The sequence below is a fragment of the Sporichthya polymorpha DSM 43042 genome (assembly GCF_000384115.1).
GTDB lineage: Bacteria > Actinomycetota > Actinomycetes > Sporichthyales > Sporichthyaceae > Sporichthya > Sporichthya polymorpha.
Genome location: NZ_KB913029.1, coordinates 691999 through 710693, shown reverse-complemented (window position 1 = coordinate 710693; position 18695 = coordinate 691999). Strand labels below are relative to the sequence as shown.

Annotated in this window: 18 protein-coding genes; 11 read left to right on the top strand and 7 right to left on the bottom strand. The window is 68.5% G+C overall.

Features of this window, described 5'->3' with window-relative positions:
- Positions 1-15: 15 nt before the first annotated feature.
- Genes SPOPO_RS0103550 through SPOPO_RS0103525 form a run of 6 tightly spaced genes read left to right on the top strand, consistent with a single transcriptional unit; the run spans position 16 to position 6090 of the window.
- Positions 16-1434: an ABC transporter substrate-binding protein gene (locus tag SPOPO_RS0103550; RefSeq protein ID WP_245541692.1), complete on the top strand. Its 1419-nt coding sequence runs from the start codon at positions 16-18 to the stop codon at positions 1432-1434.
- Between the two features lie 38 nt (positions 1435-1472).
- Entirely contained in the window at positions 1473-2861 is a 1389-nt protein-coding gene (locus tag SPOPO_RS0103545) for a hypothetical protein (protein ID WP_028984489.1), read from the top strand.
- On the top strand, positions 2849-3214 hold the full coding sequence (locus SPOPO_RS0103540) for a hypothetical protein (RefSeq protein WP_019873402.1): 366 nt from the start codon (positions 2849-2851) through the stop codon (positions 3212-3214). The genes SPOPO_RS0103545 and SPOPO_RS0103540 overlap by 13 nt, the downstream gene beginning before the upstream one ends.
- A gap of 3 nt (positions 3215-3217) precedes the next feature.
- Positions 3218-3754 (top strand): hypothetical protein, encoded by a 537-nt coding sequence (locus SPOPO_RS0103535; RefSeq protein WP_156869530.1) that lies wholly within the window; start codon positions 3218-3220, stop codon positions 3752-3754.
- Entirely contained in the window at positions 3751-5685 is a 1935-nt protein-coding gene (locus SPOPO_RS27525) for a branched-chain amino acid ABC transporter permease (RefSeq protein ID WP_245541691.1), read from the top strand. The genes SPOPO_RS0103535 and SPOPO_RS27525 overlap by 4 nt, the downstream gene beginning before the upstream one ends.
- Positions 5686-6090 (top strand): nuclear transport factor 2 family protein, encoded by a 405-nt coding sequence (locus tag SPOPO_RS0103525; protein ID WP_019873399.1) that lies wholly within the window; start codon positions 5686-5688, stop codon positions 6088-6090.
- Here SPOPO_RS0103525 and SPOPO_RS0103520 read toward each other — a convergent pair.
- The 5 genes from SPOPO_RS0103520 to SPOPO_RS0103500 all read right to left on the bottom strand — a co-directional run bounded on the left by SPOPO_RS0103520 (position 6068) and on the right by SPOPO_RS0103500 (position 11061).
- The gene (locus tag SPOPO_RS0103520; RefSeq protein WP_156869529.1) at positions 6068-7117 is read right to left on the bottom strand and encodes a hypothetical protein; all 1050 of its coding nucleotides are present in this window, start codon (positions 7115-7117) and stop codon (positions 6068-6070) included. The two genes, SPOPO_RS0103525 and SPOPO_RS0103520, sit on opposite strands and share 23 nt — an antisense overlap.
- Entirely contained in the window at positions 7114-7899 is a 786-nt protein-coding gene (locus tag SPOPO_RS0103515; RefSeq protein ID WP_019873397.1) for an SDR family NAD(P)-dependent oxidoreductase, read from the bottom strand. The genes SPOPO_RS0103520 and SPOPO_RS0103515 overlap by 4 nt, the downstream gene beginning before the upstream one ends.
- Positions 7900-7919: 20 nt before the next feature.
- Positions 7920-9410: a PEP-utilizing enzyme gene (locus tag SPOPO_RS0103510; RefSeq protein ID WP_019873396.1), complete on the bottom strand. Its 1491-nt coding sequence runs from the start codon at positions 9408-9410 to the stop codon at positions 7920-7922.
- A gap of 125 nt (positions 9411-9535) precedes the next feature.
- Positions 9536-10237 carry an ABC transporter ATP-binding protein gene (locus tag SPOPO_RS0103505; protein ID WP_019873395.1) on the bottom strand — a complete coding sequence of 234 codons (702 nt, stop codon included), beginning with the start codon at positions 10235-10237 and terminating at the stop codon, positions 9536-9538.
- A complete protein-coding gene (locus tag SPOPO_RS0103500; protein ID WP_019873394.1) occupies positions 10237-11061 on the bottom strand; it encodes an ABC transporter ATP-binding protein in 825 nt (274 codons plus the stop codon). Before SPOPO_RS0103500 ends, SPOPO_RS0103505 begins: the two co-directional genes overlap by 1 nt.
- A gap of 232 nt (positions 11062-11293) precedes the next feature.
- On the opposite strand from SPOPO_RS0103500, the gene SPOPO_RS0103495 reads away from it, so the two are divergent.
- From SPOPO_RS0103495 to SPOPO_RS0103475, 5 genes are read left to right on the top strand one after another with little or no spacing between them, the layout of a single operon-like run.
- Positions 11294-12670 (top strand): hypothetical protein, encoded by a 1377-nt coding sequence (locus tag SPOPO_RS0103495; protein ID WP_019873393.1) that lies wholly within the window; start codon positions 11294-11296, stop codon positions 12668-12670.
- Positions 12661-12981 carry a hypothetical protein gene (locus tag SPOPO_RS0103490; RefSeq protein WP_019873392.1) on the top strand — a complete coding sequence of 107 codons (321 nt, stop codon included), beginning with the start codon at positions 12661-12663 and terminating at the stop codon, positions 12979-12981. The genes SPOPO_RS0103495 and SPOPO_RS0103490 overlap by 10 nt, the downstream gene beginning before the upstream one ends.
- A complete protein-coding gene (locus SPOPO_RS0103485) occupies positions 12978-13484 on the top strand; it encodes a hypothetical protein (protein WP_156869528.1) in 507 nt (168 codons plus the stop codon). The genes SPOPO_RS0103490 and SPOPO_RS0103485 overlap by 4 nt, the downstream gene beginning before the upstream one ends.
- Positions 13481-15394, top strand: a complete 1914-nt coding sequence (locus tag SPOPO_RS27520; RefSeq protein ID WP_156869527.1) for a branched-chain amino acid ABC transporter permease — start codon at positions 13481-13483, stop codon at positions 15392-15394. Before SPOPO_RS0103485 ends, SPOPO_RS27520 begins: the two co-directional genes overlap by 4 nt.
- Before the next feature lie 52 nt (positions 15395-15446).
- Positions 15447-16946, top strand: a complete 1500-nt coding sequence (locus SPOPO_RS0103475; protein ID WP_019873389.1) for an ABC transporter substrate-binding protein — start codon at positions 15447-15449, stop codon at positions 16944-16946.
- A gap of 329 nt (positions 16947-17275) precedes the next feature.
- Here SPOPO_RS0103475 and SPOPO_RS0103470 read toward each other — a convergent pair whose 3' ends face one another.
- Both SPOPO_RS0103470 and SPOPO_RS0103465 read right to left on the bottom strand, forming a co-directional pair.
- Positions 17276-18013 carry an IclR family transcriptional regulator gene (locus SPOPO_RS0103470; RefSeq protein ID WP_019873388.1) on the bottom strand — a complete coding sequence of 246 codons (738 nt, stop codon included), beginning with the start codon at positions 18011-18013 and terminating at the stop codon, positions 17276-17278.
- Positions 18010-18663, bottom strand: a complete 654-nt coding sequence (locus tag SPOPO_RS0103465) for a TetR/AcrR family transcriptional regulator (protein WP_156869525.1) — start codon at positions 18661-18663, stop codon at positions 18010-18012. The genes SPOPO_RS0103470 and SPOPO_RS0103465 overlap by 4 nt, the downstream gene beginning before the upstream one ends.
- Positions 18664-18695 lie beyond the last annotated feature (32 nt).

Sequence of the window (18695 nt, the reverse complement as noted above, 5' to 3'; positions counted from 1 at the left end):
GGCGCTGCCGCGGCGGTGGTCCTGCTTGCCGCGTGCGGTACGCGGGCCAGTGACGAGCAGTTGGTCGCGGCGGGCAGCCTGCGCACGGACGGCGGTCAGGTCGCGGCGGTGCCGCAGTCTGGCGGCGCTCCGGCAGCGGCGAACGCTGCGGCAGCGGAGCCGGGAGCAACGACGCTGACTGCGGTCGAAACGCCCGCAGTCGCGGGCAGGCCCGCTCCGGCCGTACCACGCACCGGCACACCAGTGGGAGCACGACCCGCTGGCGGCGCGCCGGCAGCGGTCGCGGGCGCCGCCGTGGCCGCGGCGGACGCGCCTTGCACGGCGCAACTCGCACCGATCTCCCTGGGTCAGGTCGGCGCATTCAGCGGCTTCCTCGAGCCGACGCTGGGCGGGTTCCGCCCCGGCCTCGCCGCCTGGGCGGCCGAAGTGAATGCCCGCGGCGGGGTGCAGTGCCACCCGATCCGGCTTTCGCAGCGCGACGACGGCTCTGATCCGGCGCGGACGACGTCAGCGGTCAAGAGTCTGATCCAGGATCAGAAAGTGGTGGCGATGGTCGGGGCCGACATCCCGATCACCATCAGCGCCTACCGAGCGGCTACCGCGGCCGCGGGCGTCCCCACCGTCGGTGGCGACCTGACCCATCCGGACTGGAACCGGGACCCGTTGCTGTACCCCTCAGGAAACGTGTCGCTGGCCGGTAACACCGGTGCCATCAAGGCGATGGTGCAGAACACGGGCCTCAAGAAGATCGGCCTGATCCACTGCGTGGAGGCGGAGATCTGCGGGTTGCTGCGCGACGGACTGGAGGAGATGGCAGCAAAGGCCGGCGCAACTCTCGTGTCGACCCAGGCGGCATCGCTGACCCAGACCGACTACACCTCGCAGTGCCAGAACCTGAAGACGGCCGGCGCCGAGATCATGTTCACCGCTCTCGATACCTCCGGCAATCAGCGCTTCTTCAAGTCCTGCGCCTCGATCGGATTCCGCCCGCCATCGGCGACGAGCTCCATTGCTGTCGGCCCCAACACGGCGGCCGATCCCAACATCCAGGCGGCGAGCGTCTACTTGAGCTCCTCCAACCCGTCGTACGTCAACGATTCCATCGCGCCGGTGCAGGCGTTCCTCAACGCCATGAAGCGATATGCCCCCGGGGCGCGCATCGACCAGTCGGCCATGGGCGGTTACTCGGCCGGCAAATTGTTCGAGGCGGGGATGGCAAAGGTTGCCGCGAAGGCCCGAAATGGCCCGGTTACCACCGCTCTGATCATCGAGGGAATGGACAGTCTGAAGAACGACACCATCGGCGGGTTCTCGTCGGTCCCCCTCACCTTCAAGCCCGGCGGTCCGCATCCCACTGGTGACTGCTACTTCATCACGTTGATCAACAAGCAAGGTCTCACTGACCTCACGAAGGGCCGGCCGCAATGCCTCTAGTGCGCTCGTCACGCCGGCGTGCCACAGCCGCCACATCCTTGGTCGCGCTGACCGTCGGCGCGGGGTACACGATCATCGGCATCAGCCCCGCGAAAGCCGACTTCGCGCCCTCCGCCGCGTTCGACGCCTACGCGCAGGGCATCGCGGTCAATGCCACCGCGCGCAACCAGAGCTTTCCGCTGGGCGTCGTGATCGAAGGCATCGGCCCGGAGGCGTCGTCCCGGTTGACCTCGAGCGGGCAGTCCGATGCCGAAGCGTCGTTCCCCTACCTCGGCCCGGTCGTACCCGGTTTGCCGGGGATTGCGGCGGGCTTGTACGGCCTGCCCTCGCCGGGATACCCGTTGCAGGCCGCTACGGGGGCAGGTGACGCACCGGCGGATGTGGCGTATCCGGGGATCAGGTTGCACGCCGAGAGTGGGCAGGAGTCGAACATCGGTTCGGCGTCGGTGGTGAGCCCGTCCGGAGGCGGGACCGCGGATTCCCGGATCTCCGTGGCGCCCTCGGGTGATGTCCGCGCCTTCGCGGACTCCGCGCTGGACGGCATCGTGATCGGTGGAACGGTCCGCATGTCCGGGGTGCATTCGACCGCGGTGGTGCTGGCGGACGGGACCACCGGCAAGCTCACGCGCTCGTCTTCGCTGAGCATTGCGCGGATCCACGTTCCGGGGTTGGCGATCGCGGTGCCGAAGACGACACCGGGCTCGGCTCCGGTGCCGGTTCCGATTCCGGGGGTGCCGCAGTTGCCGGACACTCCCTTCCCGCCGATCCCGCTGCCGTTCGGGGGGCAGACTCTGCCGGCCCCGGACATCGGGTTCAAGGACGGGTACTTCTCGATGACGTTGCCGGGGTTCGGCGACAACCAGTACGCGGTCCCGGCTTCCTCGGTGCTGGACGCGTTCAAGCAGGCCGGCTACGGCATCACGTATCAGCCGGCCACGGAGACGCCGACCGGCATTGAAGGCGCCTCCTTCAACTTCACCTACGAGGCACCGGGCTTCCCGGACAATCCCTACTTCTCCGGTCCCGTGCCGATCACCTACACCGTGGGCAAGGTCCTGGCCAACGTGACCCTGAACCCCGCGACCTATGACGCGACGGCCGGCGTGACTGACTCCGCAGCGGCCGGTACCGGCAGCGTGGGGACCGGGGCGGCCGGCGCCGCGCCGGGTGGAGTCCTGCCGAGTCTCGATGCCGCCGGGATCGGGGGGCTGGTGCCCGGTGGCGCTGCGGTCGGCGCAGCGCCAGCCGCTGTGGGTGCGGGCGTGGGGACCGGGATCCCCACCGCGACGTTCGTACCAGCCGGCGCTGCAATCAACTTCAGCGATTCGACCAATCTCTATCTCTTGTTCGCCGCCATTGCCGTCGCGGCCCTGTTGTCCATGATGGCTCTGAGCCTGGTGGGAGTGCGTTCGCCATGGAAATCCTGACACTGCTGCGTGCACAGTGGGACCGGGCGCTGGCGGTAGCGCTCACCGTCGCCGGCGCGATCGTCCTGGTGGTGGGGTGGGTCGGGGTGAGCGGCGCCGAGGCGGTCGTGAAGCAGATGCCGTACATCACCTCGGCCGGGGTCAGCGGGATCGTGCTGGTTGCGATGGGCTCCGTGCTGTGGGTCTCGGCCGACCTGCGTGACCAGTGGCGCGAGCTGCGGCTGGTGCGGACCACCCTGCAGGAACTGGCGGGGTCCGGCCGCCCTCTGCCGGCCCTCCCTCCCATCGCCGGGGCGGGCGTGGAGGTTGACCGCCTGAGTCCGGCTGGGTCATCTGCCCACCGCAGGGCCTGATCGGTGACGACGCATCAGGTGAGCGTGCCCGCCCGGGCGCGGCGCCGCAGTGAACCCGCCGCCCCGCAGCCCGAGCCCCTGCTGTTCGCGGTGCCCGACCGCGCCGAGCCGTGGCAACGCAGCCACGCGCTGGGCACCGGGGTGCTGATCGGAATCGGCCTCGTCGGCATGGTCGTGTGCTGGTACGTCGGGGCCGGAAAGCTGACCTACGACGACCAGGTTCCATGGCTGGTCGGCAGCATCGCTTCGACCGGCGTCGTCGTCCTCGGCGGGGTGTACTGGCTGATCTGCGCGTTCCGCCAGGTCACGGGCATGGAGCGGGCCGTCGCGCTGTACCTCGGACCCTGGCTGTCCGAAGCGCAGGCTTCGGTACGCCCTGCGGTCAGCCTCGCGGCGGACGAGTTGGTCACGGCAACCGGGATGGGTCGCGCGCACCGTCCGCACTGCCTGCTGGCGCGGGGCAAGAAGAACCTGCGCCCCGTCACCGCAGCCGACATGGCCGCCCTCGGGCTGGCCGGATGTGGGGCGTGCGGGTCATGAGCGAGTACCTGCCCTACCTCATCTTCGGACTCACTGCCGGAGCCATCTACGGCATCTCAGCGATGGGTCTGGTCCTCACCTACAAGACCTCGGGCGTGTTCAACGTGGCGCACGGTGCCATGAGCGCGGTGGGGGCGTACATCTTCTACGAGCTCCGTCAGGAACAGGGCCTGCCCTGGCCGGTGGCCGCGGTCATCGCAGTCCTGATCTTCGGTCCGTTGTCCGGGCTGTTGTTCGAACGACTGGCGGCGGCGCTCGCCGGCGTCACCGTCACCTACAAGATCGTCGCCACCGTCGGGGTGTTCGTCTGCATCCAGGCCGGGGTCGGCCTCATCTACGGGCCGCAGTCCACCTTCGTCTTCGAGACGTTCCTGCCGCAGGACGAGGCTTTCGCCGTCGACAACGTGTCGGTCACGTACGACAACCTCGCCGACATGGCGTTCGGGCTCGCGCTGGCCGTGGGGTTGTTCCTGTTCTTCACCCGCACTCGGGCGGGACTGAACATGCGCGGCGTCGTCGACGATCCCTCCCTGCTCGACATGACCGGTGCCTCTCCGGCACGGGTGCGGCGCAACGCCTGGATGATCGGGTCCACGTTGACCGCGGTCTCCGGTGTCCTGTTCGCCTCCACCCAGCAGCAACTCGACATCAACGTGCTGTCGCTGCTGGTGGTACAGGCCTTCGGAGCGGCGGCGCTGGCCCGGTTCACGTCCCTGCCGATGGCTTTCGTCGGCGGCATCGTGGTCGGGGTCCTGCAGAAGCTCGTCGCCAAGGAGGTCGCGACCTACCCGGACCTGCAGGGCCTGGATCTCAACGTCCCGTTCATCATTCTGTTCATCACCCTGCTGGTGGTGCCGCGCCACAAGCTGGTCGAGGTCGGCCGCCCGATCAAGATGCGTCCGCTGCCGCCCAGCCCATTCTCCAAGCGGAGCCGGATGACGACCTATGGCGTGATCGCCGCGGTCAGTCTGATGGTCCCTCACTTCGCGGGCGCCCACCTCATCGCCTGGACCCAGGCCGCCAGTCAGGTCGTCCTCTTCCTCTCTCTGGGTCTTCTGGTCCGAACCTCCGGGCAGATCTCGCTGTGTCACGTGGCCTTCGCGGCGATCGGCGCCGCCGGCTTCGGGCACTCGCTCGACGGTGGCCTGCCCTGGGGCGTCGCGGTCCTCATCGGCGGTCTGGTGGTGATCCCGGTCGCGGCGTTCATCGCGATCCCGGCCATCCGGCTCTCCGGGCTCTACCTGGGTCTGGCGACCCTGGGCTTCGGCATCTTCGTGGCCCAGTTCGGGTACACCAAGAACTTCATGTTCGGCATCGGTAGCCTGGACACGCAACGCCCGGCCGGGTGGGAGTCCGACACCCGCTTCTACTACCTCCTGCTCGGCATCGCCGTCGCGGCGATCGGGCTGGTCGTGCTGATCGAGAGTTCCCGCCTCGGCCGGCTGCTGCGCGGTCTCGGTGACTCTCCAACCGGCCTGGTGACCCTCGGTCTCAACGTCAACATGTCGCGCGTCATCGTCTTCTGCATCTCCGGTTTCCTGGCCGGCATCAGCGGCGCCACCTTCGCCTCGCTGTTCGGCTCGGTCAGCCAGGAGAGCTTCGGCTACTTCCAGTCGCTGCTGCTGCTCGCCGTCCTGGCCATCTCCGGCCGACGCCTGGTGACCTCCGCGATCGTCGGCCCGATCCTGCTGTTCGTTGTGCCCAACTACATCGACGACGCCAAACTCAACTATCTGCTGCAGTTCGGGTTCGGGCTCTTCGCCATCCTGGCCGCCGCGGCCTCCCAGGGCGGCGTCGCCGCCCTCATCGGCCGGCTCAACGTCAGATCCCGGCACAAGCTCAACGGCCCGACCCAGGACCGCATCGAGATGGTCCGGGCCAGGAAGGCCGCAGCCGTACCCGAAGCCGCTCGAGAGAAGGTAGGGGTCTAGATGACGGACGTCACCAGCGTGACCGAGACCAACCGGGCCACCGTCGCGGCGTTCTACGAGGCGGGGATCCGAGGCGATCTCGAGGCCCTGCTCGCGATGATGCATGACGACGTCGTCGTCCACGAGCCATCGTTCCTGCCCTACGGCGGTGATTACGTCGGCAAGGGCGCCTTCGTGGACATGTTCTCCGTCGTGGTGAAGTACCTCGACGTCAGCGGACTGAAGGTCCAGTACCTGGTCGCGGACGGTGACCGGGTTCTCGGCATCATCCGGATTCCGGATCTGAACACGGGTCAGGAGACGCTGCTCGCCGAGGAGTCGACGCTGCGCGACGGAAAGATCGCCTCGGTCCGGGTCTTCTACTTCGACGCCCAGTCCATGATCAGGCAGGCGCTGGGTCAGTGACGGTGCGGTGACGTCGGCTGATCTCCAGGAACCCGTAGCCGACCTCGCCGTCGAGGTCGAATCGGCACAGCACCTCACGGCAGGACCACAGCGGCTCCGTGGACCCTGATTCGTAGCCGAGGATGATCTCCGAGGGTGCGGCGACCGTGAAGTAGAAGCTGGGATCGAGCAGCTCACCGGTGAACGTGACGTCGTTGCCGCCGGCGCCCGTCGTCACGGTGAAGCCGGCAGGCTCGTAGAGAACCAATCCTTCGGGCCACTCCGGGAACTCCAAGGTCTTCTCGTCGCGGAGTTCGCCGTCGAGGACGCTGTAGGAGTTGATGTGCCGGCGGGCGTCGTCGGCGAAGGACAGAGTGATCAGGCCGAAGTGCCGTCGACTCTCGGGGAAGCCGGCGTGCAGCCAGGTGTGCCCGATCCCCTTCGAGAGTTCCCGGGGCCCCATGCTGTGGTCCCGGTAGCCCGGGCCGGAGAAAGTGATCGTCTCCCCGCGCCAGCGCAGGTGGCCACGGACCACTCCGGACTGCTCCAGGTGCATGTGCCAGATCGAGTGGTCCTCGGCCTCCTCGGCCGACTCGCCACCGATGCTCCAGATCGGCGTGCGGGCGTCCCAGAGCAGGTCGAACTCGACGGGCTCGGGCTGTGCCGTGGCCGGTAGGAAACTCGTCCGGTTCTCCTCGCGGGTCGTGCGCGCGGCGACCCCGTCGTACTGGATCCGCCATCGTTTGAGCGGCTCGATGCAGGTGGCGCGGAACGCCCCGGCGACAGGCCCGGTGGTGCTGAGGTCCTTGCCGTAGTTCTTCCAGGACAGAAGATCGCCGCTCGGCAGGGTGCACTGGAAGACCGAGCGCCAGTAGTGCGGGTTGCCCGCCATGCGCCCGATCAAGTGGTAGAAGAAGATGCCCTTCTCCGGATCGCTGCCCTGGAAGATGTAGTTCTCGCTCCACAAGGGAACGTCCAGGCGCGGTGGCGACTGGTTGTAGTCCATCGCCGGTGAGATGCCGTACGGGTTCGCCAGCACACCACTCATGACTGCGCGATACCTCCGTCGATCGACAGCGTGACGCCGGTGATCGAGGCCCCGGCGTCGGAGGCGAGCAGCACGGCGGGCCCGACGCAGTCGGCCAAGGTCGGGGTGCGGCCGGTCGCGGACTGCTGGGCGAACATCGCGGAGAGGTCATCCACCGAGCCCAGGCCGAGCATGGGAGCGATGTCCGCACCGATGTTGCGCGCCAGGTCGGTCTCCGGAATGTAGCCGGGGCAGAGGCAGTTGACGGTCACGCCGGCGCGACCGACCTCCTTGGCCACCGCCTTGGTGAAGCCGTGGATCGCGTGTTTGGCGGCGCAGTAGGCGCTGATCATCGGCAGGCCCACCTTGCCCTCGAGCGAGGAGATGTTCAGCACTCGCCCCCACCCCTTGGCCATCATGTGCGGAAGCGCCCGGCGGGTGGCCCAGAACGTGGCGTGGAGATTGAGATTGATCGTGTCCATCCACCCGTCGTCGGACAGATCCCAGACGGTGCCCAGGGTCTGGATGCCGCCCGCGTTGTTGACGAGGATGTCCAGGGCTCCGAAGTGGGCGACCGTGCCGTCCACGACCTGGTCGACGCTCTCCCGGACCGTCATGTCGCCCGCGAGAAACGTCGCTCGATCGCCGGCGTCGAAGCTGTGCAGGGCCTCCTTGCCGTTGGCCTCGGACCGGCTGCTGATGACCACACGCGCGCCCTCGTCGAGGTAAGCCTGCGCGATGGTCCGGCCGATGCCGCGACTGCCGCCGGTCACGAGAGCGACCTTGCCGTCGAGCTGTCCCATGGGTGCTTCCTCCTGTTGCTTCAGGCGTGCTGTCGGGCGAGGCGTACGACGCCGGTGGTGCCGTTCACATGGATCCGGTCGCCCGTGCGGCAATGGCGGACCGCGTCACGTGTGTTGATGACGCAGGGGATGCCCAGCTCCCGGGCGACGATCGCGCCGTGACTCAGCGGGCCACCGACGTCGATGACCACCGCCACGCACTGCAGGAAGAGCGTTGCCCAGCTCGGGTCGGTGGCTTGGCACACAAGGACCGCGTCCGGGCCGAGGTCCTCGACGAGCGAGGGATCCGTCACGACCACAGCGACCCCGTCCACCACGCCGCCGCTGACGGCGAGACCGCAGAGCTCGGTCTCCGCCGCCCGCGTGACCTCGACCTGAGGTGCGGCCGTCGGCATGCCTCGCCACACCTCCTCGATCTGGAGCTGCGCGTGCTCCTTACGGCGGCCGCGCCGCAAAGTCACGGTGTCCTGCGTGGAGGCCGGCAGCTCGCCGAGGGCCTCGGTCATGGTCAGGAAGAACACGTCATCCGGATCGGTCAGCATTCCCCGGCTGCACAGGTCGGAGCCGAGCACGCGCGCGGCCGCGCGAGCCACGTCCACCGCGTGCAGGAAGGAGGACTTGCCGAGCTCGCGCAACGGCACGAACGTGCGGGCCATCCGTAGGGTGGCCTTCACCTGCGCGCGGCGCAGGCGGGGGGTGGCGTCCAGCAGGCGGGCCTCGGCCGCCAGCCGAATCGCCCGGGCGCGCTCCGTCGTCGCCTGGGGTCCCTCATCCTCCGTCATGCTCCGGTAGCGCGCCAACAGCGTCTGCACCGGAGCGGGGTCCTCGCGCCACGAGCGGCTGGAGAGCTCGGACTCGAAAGGCCCGTGGTACCCGTGCGAGGCGAGGAACTCCTCCACCGGGAGCTCGCCCCGGGCGGCCCGCCACAGGTCGCCGACGAGCGAAAGCTCCACGAGCGAGCCGTAGCCGGTGACGAGATCCCGCTCGAGGCCAGGCGCGCCCACCCGGGCTGCGGCCAGGGTGAGCTGTTCGAACTGGCCCTGGGCCAGCATCGTCCCGAGAGAGTGCAGGAAGAACGAGTGGCGGAAGTGGTCCCACGCCTCGGACAGAACGGCGCGGGCGGTCCGCGGCTCCAGGCGGGTGAGCGAGTCGGTCCGCCACCGGATGACGTCGGTGTGATCCGCGCGGAGGCGCTGCGGTGCCGTGAGCATCGCGCTCGGCAGCTTGACCGCGACGACCGGGTAGCGGCGCAGGGTGTTCTCGCCGGCCCCGCCGACCTTGACTCCGCCGAAGAGCGCCGTCTCCATGGCGTCGCCGGAGGTCATCGGCATCCGGGCGGCCATCTCGCGGAACAGGTCGACGTTGAGGGCCGGACGGCCGTGGAAGATGGCGCAGCTGCTCTGGTCGGGTGACCGCGGAGCCCTCAGCTCGACCCGCGACAAGGCCCCGAGCGCGTGGAATCCTCCGAAGAACGCCTCGTCGATACCTCGGGCGAAAAACGTCCAGGTCAACGGAGTGGGGACCTCAGGCAGTGCTTCGCTGACGTTGACGGTGGTCCAGGCCGCGGTGGACTCAGGCCCCTGCCAATGCAGCGGATCGGGATGGGCCTGAGGGCTCGTTGACATCTGAGGGCTGGTCAGTGACCGATGTCGGCGCCGACGTACTGGGTGAACACGTCCTCGCCTTCCAGTTCGCTCGGTTCACCGGCGAAGGCCACCTCGCCGCGGTTGAGCAGGTACACGTAGTCCGCCACGGCCAGAGCCCGGGTGACGTACTGCTCGACCAGCAGGAGGCTGGCTCCTTGTCCGCGCAACAGGGTCAGGAACTCGAAGATCTCGTCCACGATTTTCGGGGCCAGCCCCATGCTGACCTCGTCGAGCAGGACGAGGTTCGGGTGCTGGACGTAGGTGCGCGCGAGGGCGAGCATCTGCTGTTCGCCGCCACTCATCGTGCCGGCGGTCTGGGCGAGGCGCTCGCCGAGGCGGGGGAAGGCCTCGACGGCGCGTTCGAGGGCCTCTTTCTCCTCACCGCGGGCGGACTGCAGGATCAGGTTCTCCTGCACAGTCAGGGAGGAGAAGACCCCGCGTCCTTCGGGGACGTGACAAATGCCGCGGCGGACGAGTTCGTGCGGGCTGGAGCGGGTGACGTCGTTGCCGTCGAGGAGCATCTGGCCCTCGGTCGGGTGCAGCAGGCCCGAGGCCACGCGCAGCAGGGTGGTCTTGCCGGCGCCGTTCGCCCCCAGCAGTGCGACGACTGCGCCGTCGGGGACGATCAGGTCCACACCTCGGAGCACGGTGGTCCCGCCGTAACCGGCGACGATTCCTCGGAGCTCGAGCATCAGACACCGGCCCTGTGGTTGCTGTGGTCGTGGGAGTCGACGGCGTCCTCGACGGCCTCGCTACCGAGGTAGGCGGCGCGGACGATCTCGCTCTCTCTGACCTCGGCGGGCGTGCCCTGGAAGATCGGCTCGCCGAAGTCCATGACGTAGAGGTAGTCGCAGACGCTCATGACCAGCGCCATGTCGTGTTCGACCAAAAGGATCCCGACGCCGTTGTCCTGGATGAGCGAGCGCAGGATCTTGCCGAACAGGACGGTCTCGGTCTTGTCGAGGCCGGAGCTGGGTTCGTCGAGCAGCATCATCCGGAACCCGCCGGCGATGCAGCGGGCGAGTTCGACGAGGCGGCGCTGTCCGGTGGACAGGTCGGCGGGGCGGCGGGTGGCGAGGGACTCGATGCCGCACTGGGCAAGAGCAGCTTCGGTCGCCTGGCGGACCTTCGTCCCGTCGCTGCGGGCTCCGCGTAGGTGCCGCCAGGGCAGGCTCCCGGCCAGCCCGGCCTCACGCCCAAGGGCCACGTTCTCGCGCACGCTGAGGGAATCGAAGAGCTCCATGCGCTGAAAGGTCCGCCCCAGCCCCCGTTGGGCCCGCAGCTGCGGCGGTGCGTGCGTCACGTCCTGGCCGAAGAGGTTCACGGTGCCGCCCGCGGGCCGGACCAGGCCCGTGCAGGCGTTGAAGGTGGTCGTCTTCCCGGCCCCGTTCGGCCCGATCAGGCCGACCAGGCCGCCCAGGGGCGCGAACAGCGAGATCCGGTTGACCGCGGTGTGCCCGCCGTACTTGACGACGATGTTCTCGACCACCAGGCCGTCGGCGCTCGCGTCACTCACGACGTCCTCCGTGTGTTGGCTGGCCCGTTCTGTGCCCGGAGTGTGGCCTGCCCAGCGGCGCGGCAGAACAGGCTGTTCCGGGATGTGAACCGGCGTGAGAGGCCGCGTTCAGCGATCCGGAACTTGTCTGTCATCTGGTCGGCCCGGTCGCCATGGTGAGTGTCACAGCGCCGCCAGGGCGCTCAGCCTCACGGATGCGGAGGGACGTATGTCTCGACGGTGGGTTCGGGCATTGCCCCTGCTCGGCGTGCTCGGAGGGGTCGCCGCGTCGTCGCTGATGCTCGCCAGCCCCGTGGGGGCGGAGACGAGTTACGACGCCTACGCAAAGGCGGTCGGCATCGACTTCACGCTGCGCAATCCTTCGATTCCCGTGGGTTTTGTCGTGCAGGCGATCGGGCCGGAAGCTGATGCGCACCAGACGAGTCTGTCGACCCGGGATGCCAATGCCTCGTTCCCCTACTTCGGCGACGTCGTCCCGACCCTGCCGGGTCTGGGATCGGCCATCACGGGTTTTCCGGTGCCGCCCTACCCCTTCATCGCCTCCTCGGGCGCTGGACAGAAGCCGGTCGTTCGGTCGTACCCCGGCATCACGCTGCGCGCCGAGAGCGGTACGACCTCCACGATTGCGTCGGGTGTCGCCGGTACCACCGCCTTCGGCGGCAGCGCCGACGCGCGCGTGGACGAGGCCGAGGACGGGTCGGTGACCTCGACCTCCGAGGCCGAGTACAAGGCCGTGGACCTGTCCGGGGTTTTCAAGCTGTCCGGGGTCCGCTCGCGGGCCGAGACGACGGCAGACGGAACCACGGGCAAGCTCACGCGCTCCAGTTCACTCAGCATCGGTTTGATCTCGGTGCCCGGGCTGTCTTTCACCGTGCCGAAGAGCTCGCCGGAGGCGATCCCGATCCCGATCCCGGTGCCGGGCGTGCCCAACGTGCCGCCGATCCCTGCACCGCCGTTCCCGTTCCCGGCCGGGGGGACGACGTTCGTCGCCCCGCAGCTCGGGATTCAGGACGGCTACTTCGTGGTGACGGCACCTGGCCAGGAGACGCAGAAGTACACGGTCCCGGCGCAGCCGGTGATCGATGGCTTGAAGGCAGCCGGCGTCACGTTCACCTACCAGGCCGCCGAGATCACCAGCAACGGCATCATCGCGCCGGTCGCGAACTTCAGGTTCGACATCCCGGCCCCACCGGAGAATCAGTACTACTCGGGCCCGACCCCGGTCACCATGACCACCGGCCTGACGGTGGCGAACGTCGACCTCACTCCGCTCGGATCGGAGGTGCCCACGGGCATCCAGCCGAGCGGTGCGGAGGGCGGGACGGCGGCCCCCGGGACCGGAGTGGCGGGCGTGGACGCAGCAGGCCTGGGAGTGCTGCCGGGAACCACGGCAGGAGTCGCCGGTGGTGTGCCCGTCGCTGGTTCCGGAGTGCCAGGAGTCTCCGGGGCCGGCGAGGAAACGGTTGCCGCTGAATTCGTGCGAGTCGGCACTGCGCTCAAGGGCGCCGGCGGCCTTGACATCTATCTGGCGCTGGCTGCCGCCGGTGTCGTCACCTTGTTGGCCGCTTGGGCCCTGGGACTGATCGGAGTGCGACGGCTGTGGACCTGATCAAGTACGTCCGGACCCAGTGGGACCGCTCTGGCGCGGTCCTGAGCGTGGTCGCCGGCCTCCTCGTGCTTCTCCTCGGCTGGGTGGGGACCTCGGGCACCTCGCACGTCGCCGGGCAGATTCCCTACGTCATCTCCGCCGGATTGCTGGGCATCTTTCTGCTCGGGCTGGGCGCCGCGCTGTGGCTGTCCGCCGACCTACGCGACGAATGGCGCGAGTTGAGGGAGCTCAACGGTCATCTGAACCGCCTCGATGTGGATCGTTCCGGCGGTCGCGCTGAGGCCGGCGCCGGCGCGCGTCACCGCTCATGAGCGCAACCGCGGCTCCGGCGCGAGCCATGGTCGCCCGCCGCCGCCCCCAGGCCGTGTTGCCGGTGGCGAGGATCGACGAGCCGTCGCCCTGGACTGCCGTGGACCGGCGCAGGGCCGCGATCCCTGCCGCTCTGGGCCTGATCGGCATTGGGGTCTGTTGGTGGATGGCCAGCGGCGAGTCTGCCCTGCGTGACCAGGAGATCTGGCTCGTGGTCGGGATTGCCTCGCTCGCTGTGTCCGGCCTCGGACCCATGGTCTGGCTGGCGGCCGGTTTCCGTCAGGTACGGGCCGCCCGGGCGATGCTCCTGCCGCGGGTGTACCTCGCCTATCCGGTTCGGGCGGTCTCCGTGGAGGACCTCGGCAACGAGCTCCTCGTCGGGTCCGCGATGACGCGGGCCCACCGCGCCGGGTGTCTGCTCATCGCCGGTAAGGACGTGCGGCCGGTGTCGGAGAGCGCGCTGGCCGAGGCCGGACTGCGCCGATGCGGAGTGTGCCGGCCGTGAGCGAGTGGACTCCTTTCATCGTCATCGGGATCGTCACGGGATCGGTCTACGGCATCTGCGCCATGGGCCTGGTGCTGACGTACAAGACCTCTGGCGTGTTCAACATCAGCCACGGCGCTGTCTGCGCCGCGAGCGCCTATGCATTCTTCGAGCTCCGCCAGGAGCGTGGTCTGCCCTGGCCGGTGGCGGCGGCTCTGGTCGTGCTCGTGTTCGCCCCGCTCGCCGGGCTGCTTCTGGAACGTCTGGCCGTCGCGCTGTCCCCGGTTCCTACGGTCTACAAGATCGTCGGCACCGTCGGTCTGCTGGTGGCGATTCGCTCGACGATCAGCCTGATCTTCACCGATCAGGGCAAGTACTTCGCCCCGTTCCTCCCTCGCGACACCGCGTTCACGGTGGCGCAGGTCGGGATCACGGTGGAGCAGCTGATCATTGCCGGCATCGGTGTGACGTCCGCCGTAGGGCTGGCCTTGTTCTTCAAGCGGACCCGACTCGGGCTCGCGATGCGCGGGGTCGTCAACGACCCGCAGCTCTTGGACATGACCGGTCAGGCTCCGGCCCGTGTTCGTCGAAGCGCCTGGGTGATCGGGTCGTGCTTCGCCTCCGTCTCGGGCATCCTTTTCGCCTCGACGCAGGCCCAACTCGACGTCAACGTCCTGACCCTCTTGGTCGTCCAGGCGTTCGGGGCCGCCACCATCGGGCGTTTCCAGAGCCTGCCGCTGGCCTTCGTGGGCGGCCTGGTTGTGGGCGTGGCACAGAAGGTGGGCAGCAAGGCCGTTGGCACCCACGAGTACTTCCAGGGCCTCGACCTGGCCGTGCCGTTCATCGTGCTGTTCATCGGGCTGCTCGTGATCCCGCGTCACAAGCTCGTCGAGGTCGGCCAGGTCGTCAAGTCTGTCCCGGCTCCGGCGCCGCTGGCGATTCGGACCCGCACCCGGCTGCTCGCCTATGCCGCCGGCGGCGCCTTCATCCTCGGCATTCCCCACTTCGGCTTCGTGGGGACCCACCTCCCTGCCTACAACCAGGCGCTGACGCAGGTCATCCTCTTCGTCTCGCTGCATCTGCTGGTGCGGACCTCGGGCCAGATCTCCCTGTGCCACTTCGCCTTTGCGGCGATCGGAGCCTGCGGGTTCGCACACATGCTGGGACGGGGAGTGCCGTTCGGGCTCGCCGTCTTGATCGGCGGCCTGGTCTGCGTCGTGCCCGCCCTGATCATCGCGGTGCCCGCCATCCGACTCTCCAGTCTGTATCTGGCGCTGGCCACGCTGGGCTTCGGCATCTTCGTCGCGCAGTACGGCTACGGCAAAAGCTTCATGTTCGGCTTCGGCGCTCTGGAATCGGGCCGTCCCAGCGGCTTCGACGACGACAAGAAGTACTACTACCTGCTACTCGCCTTCGCGGTGGCGGCGGTTGCGCTCGTCCTCCTGCTCGAACGGTCGCGGATGGGGAGGCTCCTGCGCGGGCTGTCGGATTCCCCGACGGCCTTGGTCACCCTCGGCCTGTCCGTCAACGTGGCTCGAGTACTGGTCTTCTGCATTTCCGGGTTCCTGGCCGGAGTCAGTGGGGCGTTGCTCGCCTCGCTGTTCGGCTCGGTCAACCAGGACTCCTTCGTGTACATCCAGTCCTTGGTGGCGCTGGCCGTGCTCGCCATCTCGGGGCGCCGCACCATCACGGTCGCGATCGTCGCACCGGTGCTGCTCTACGTCGTGCCCAACTACATCAGCAACCCGGACGCGAACATCGCCCTCCAGATCAGCTTCGGCGTGATCGCGATCTTCACCGCGATCAACTCCCAGGGTGCCGTGCAGAAGCTCCTCGCAACGGGTGCCGTGAAGAACGCCAAACGCAAGGCGGGCCCGGCCGGGGTACGGATCGCACTGGGCGAACGTCCGCGTGAACTGAGCAACGCTTGAACCGTCCCACTCCGCTGGGCGTGGCCGATCCGTTCCTAGGGAGCAACCAGACATGATGAAGTTGCAGTCAAGCAAGGGAATCGCCGCCCTGGTCGTGTGCGGCTCCCTGATCCTGGCCGGGTGCGGCACGCGCCAGTCGGAGGCCGATCTCGTCAAGGCCGAGGGCGGCGTGGTCTCGGTCGAGGAAGCGGGCCTGGGCGCCCTCGGCGAGTCCGACGCCGCCGTCGGGGCGACGACGCCGGACGCGACCGGCGCAGTCGTGGGGGCGCCGGACGCTGCTGCCGCCGTCCCGGGAGCGGTCGCCCCGGGGGGCGGCACGACGGCGACCACGAACACGGCCCAGACGAGCGGATCGACCAGCGCGAACACCGGTAAGACCAAGCCGGCGGCCGGGACGTCCACCAACGCCGCGTCGGCCACCGCGGCCGCCTGTACCAAGCAACTCGAGCCCATCGTCATCGGACAGACCCTTGCCGCGTCGGGCATCGTCGGTGCCTCCACCGGCCTGTTGCGCCTCGGTCTGCAGATGTGGGTCAAGGACGTCAACGCCCGGGGCGGGGTGCAGTGCCATCCCATCGTGCTCTACACGATGGACGACGCGTCCGACCCCACCCGGGTCCAGTCGAACTTCAACGAACTGGTCAACAACAAGAAGGCCGTCGCGATCGTCGCCGCCGGGGTGCCGATCACGGGTGCGGCGATGCGCCCGGCCGCGGAGAAGGCGAAGATTCCCGTCGTGGGCGGCGAGATGACCGCGCCGGAGTGGACGCAGAGCACCTACATGTTCCCGCAAGGCGGATCGCCGATTCCGAGCCTCGTCGGCTCCATCAAGACGATGGCGCAGGCAGCCGGAGCCAAGCGGGCCGGCCTGCTCTACTGCGTCGAGGCCTCGATCTGCGGCCTCAGCAGTAAGAACTGGGCACAGATCGCGAAGGACGCGGGTGTCGAGGCCGGCCTCAACAAGGCCGTGTCGCTCACGCAGTCGGACTACACCGCGGAATGCCAAGCGCTCAAGGCCGACAACAGTCAGGTGGTGTTCGCGTTCCTCGACGCCTCCGGGCTCTCGCGGCTGGTCCGCAGCTGCAACGCTCTCGGCTTCAAGCCTCCGTTCTCCACCGTTCCGCTCGCGATCGGGGCGCAGTCCTCGAGCGATGAAGCCCTGCGCAATGCGCCCATCTACCTCGGCACCTCCACCGTCCCCTTCATGGTGAGTGACTTCCCGGCGGCGAAGGCTTTCCAGGACGCGGCCAAGCGCTACGCGCCGGGCCAGACGATGGACCAGTCGTCGATCTCCGGGTGGATCGCGGGCAAGCTCTTCGAGGCCGCGCTCGCCAAGGTCGCCACCGAAGCGCGCAGTGGACCGGTGACCTCGGCGATGATCTACAAGGGCGTCACGTCGCTGAGGAACGAAACCCTGGGCGGACTTACGCCGCCGCTCACCTACCAGGCGGGTAAGCCCACCCCGATCAATCCCTGCTACAGCGTGGCCAAGCTCGGTACGGACGGCTGGACCGCTCCGCAGGGCAGCAAGATCACCTGCATCGGGGACTGAGGGCTCGGCCAGCAGGGACCACGAGAATCCCCCTCCGCGGGTCGCGGAGGGGGATTCTGTTTCGTTTCGTGGTCTTCCCGGCGGCCGACGGTCCGGCTTGAACCGCGATACGAGGCCGTCGGGGGAGAGGGCGGTCACCGCCCGGTCGCTGCCGACCAGGCTCACCGTGGCGGCTCCCGCGAAGGCGGCTGCACCGTGTCGGGTGCAGGACAGTGCTCCGTTGGCCCGCCGGTCCACGATGGATCTCGAGCAGACACGGGACACACAAAAGAATCCCCCTCCGCGTTCTGCGGAGGGGGATTTCCTCGTGTGGTCCAGCGGACGCCGGCTCAGGCGGTGCCCTCCAGGTAGGGACCCAGGCGACGCGACAGGCGGGCGGCCGCCTCCCGGACCAGGCCGGCGTGCTGGTCCGGCTTGAACCGCGTCACCGGGCCGTCGAGAGAGAGGGCGGCCACCGCCCGGTCGCTGCCGACCAGGCTCACCGGCGCCGCGACGCCGGCGAAGGCCGGCTGCACGGTGTCAGTGCAGGACAATGCTCCGGTCGCCCGGAGGCCGGCAGCCCAGGACTGCCGGCCCAATTGGGCCGGCTCCCCGCGTTCTGCAGCGCACACCTGGAGGACGCGTCCGATGGCCGTGGTGTTCGCGGCAACGCGCATCCCGACCTTGGTCCGCATGCGGCAGCCGCCGCGCCCGTTCACCTTCTCCAGGTAGAGCGCGTCCGGCCCGTCGAGCACGGCCAGGTGGACCGTCTCCCCCGTGCGCTCGAAGAGCCATTCCATGGCCGGTGCGGCGTGCTCCAGAAGGATCCCGTACTCGGACCAGCGGGCCACCGAACTCAGCTGGAGGCAGCGGGTGCCGACCCGGTACTTCGACCCGGTCCGGCCGACGAACCCGCGCTGCTCCATCGCCTTCAACAGGCGGTGTGCAGTGCTCTTGGGCATGTCGGTGACCATCGCGAGGTCGGAGACGCCGATGGCTCGGCCGTCGGAGAGAGCCATGACCTCCAGAATGACCAGGGCCTTGGACACGGATGACATCGAGTCCTCAACGGCGGTGGTGGCAGTCATGACGGTTTACCTCCGAGGGGGCGGGGGTCGTAGAAGCCGAAGGAGGCCACGACGTCGGTGTAGCGTTCGATGAACTCGGGGTCGCGGGGGTCGACGCCGAAGAGCATCTGGCACTGACTGGGGACGGCGAAAATGGTCGACGCCGCGCCGAGGAACAGGTAGCAGGCCATCGCCTCTTCCTCGGCGGTCACCGAGTCGGAGGAGGATCCGGTGACCTCGCCGAAGAAGTTGAGCGTCTCCTTGAGACCTTTGACCAGCCATTCCATCCGGCTGGACTCGTCCGCGCCGTGCACGATCAGCAGGCGGAAGAACTCCGGGTGCTTGCTGGCGAAACTCACGTAGATCTTGAGCAGGACCTTGGCGCGTTCCTCGGGAGAGACGACACGCAGCACGCCGCGATACTTCGTCATCTCTTCATGGAACTTGGCCATCAGCAGGTCGATGCACGCCCGCCACAGCTCTTCCTTCGATCCGAAGTGGTAGGCGATCAGACCGCGGTTGACCCCGCAGGCCCGTTCGACCTCACGGACGCTCACACCGTCGTAGCCGGTGGAGGAAAAGGCCTGCAGCGCGGAAATCACCAGCCGCTCGCGAGTGCTGATCGCATCGGCCTCGTCGAACAGGAGTTCCGCCATTCGTGCGCCGCTCATTGCCAGAAACTAGCACGAAAAGTTCGTCACCT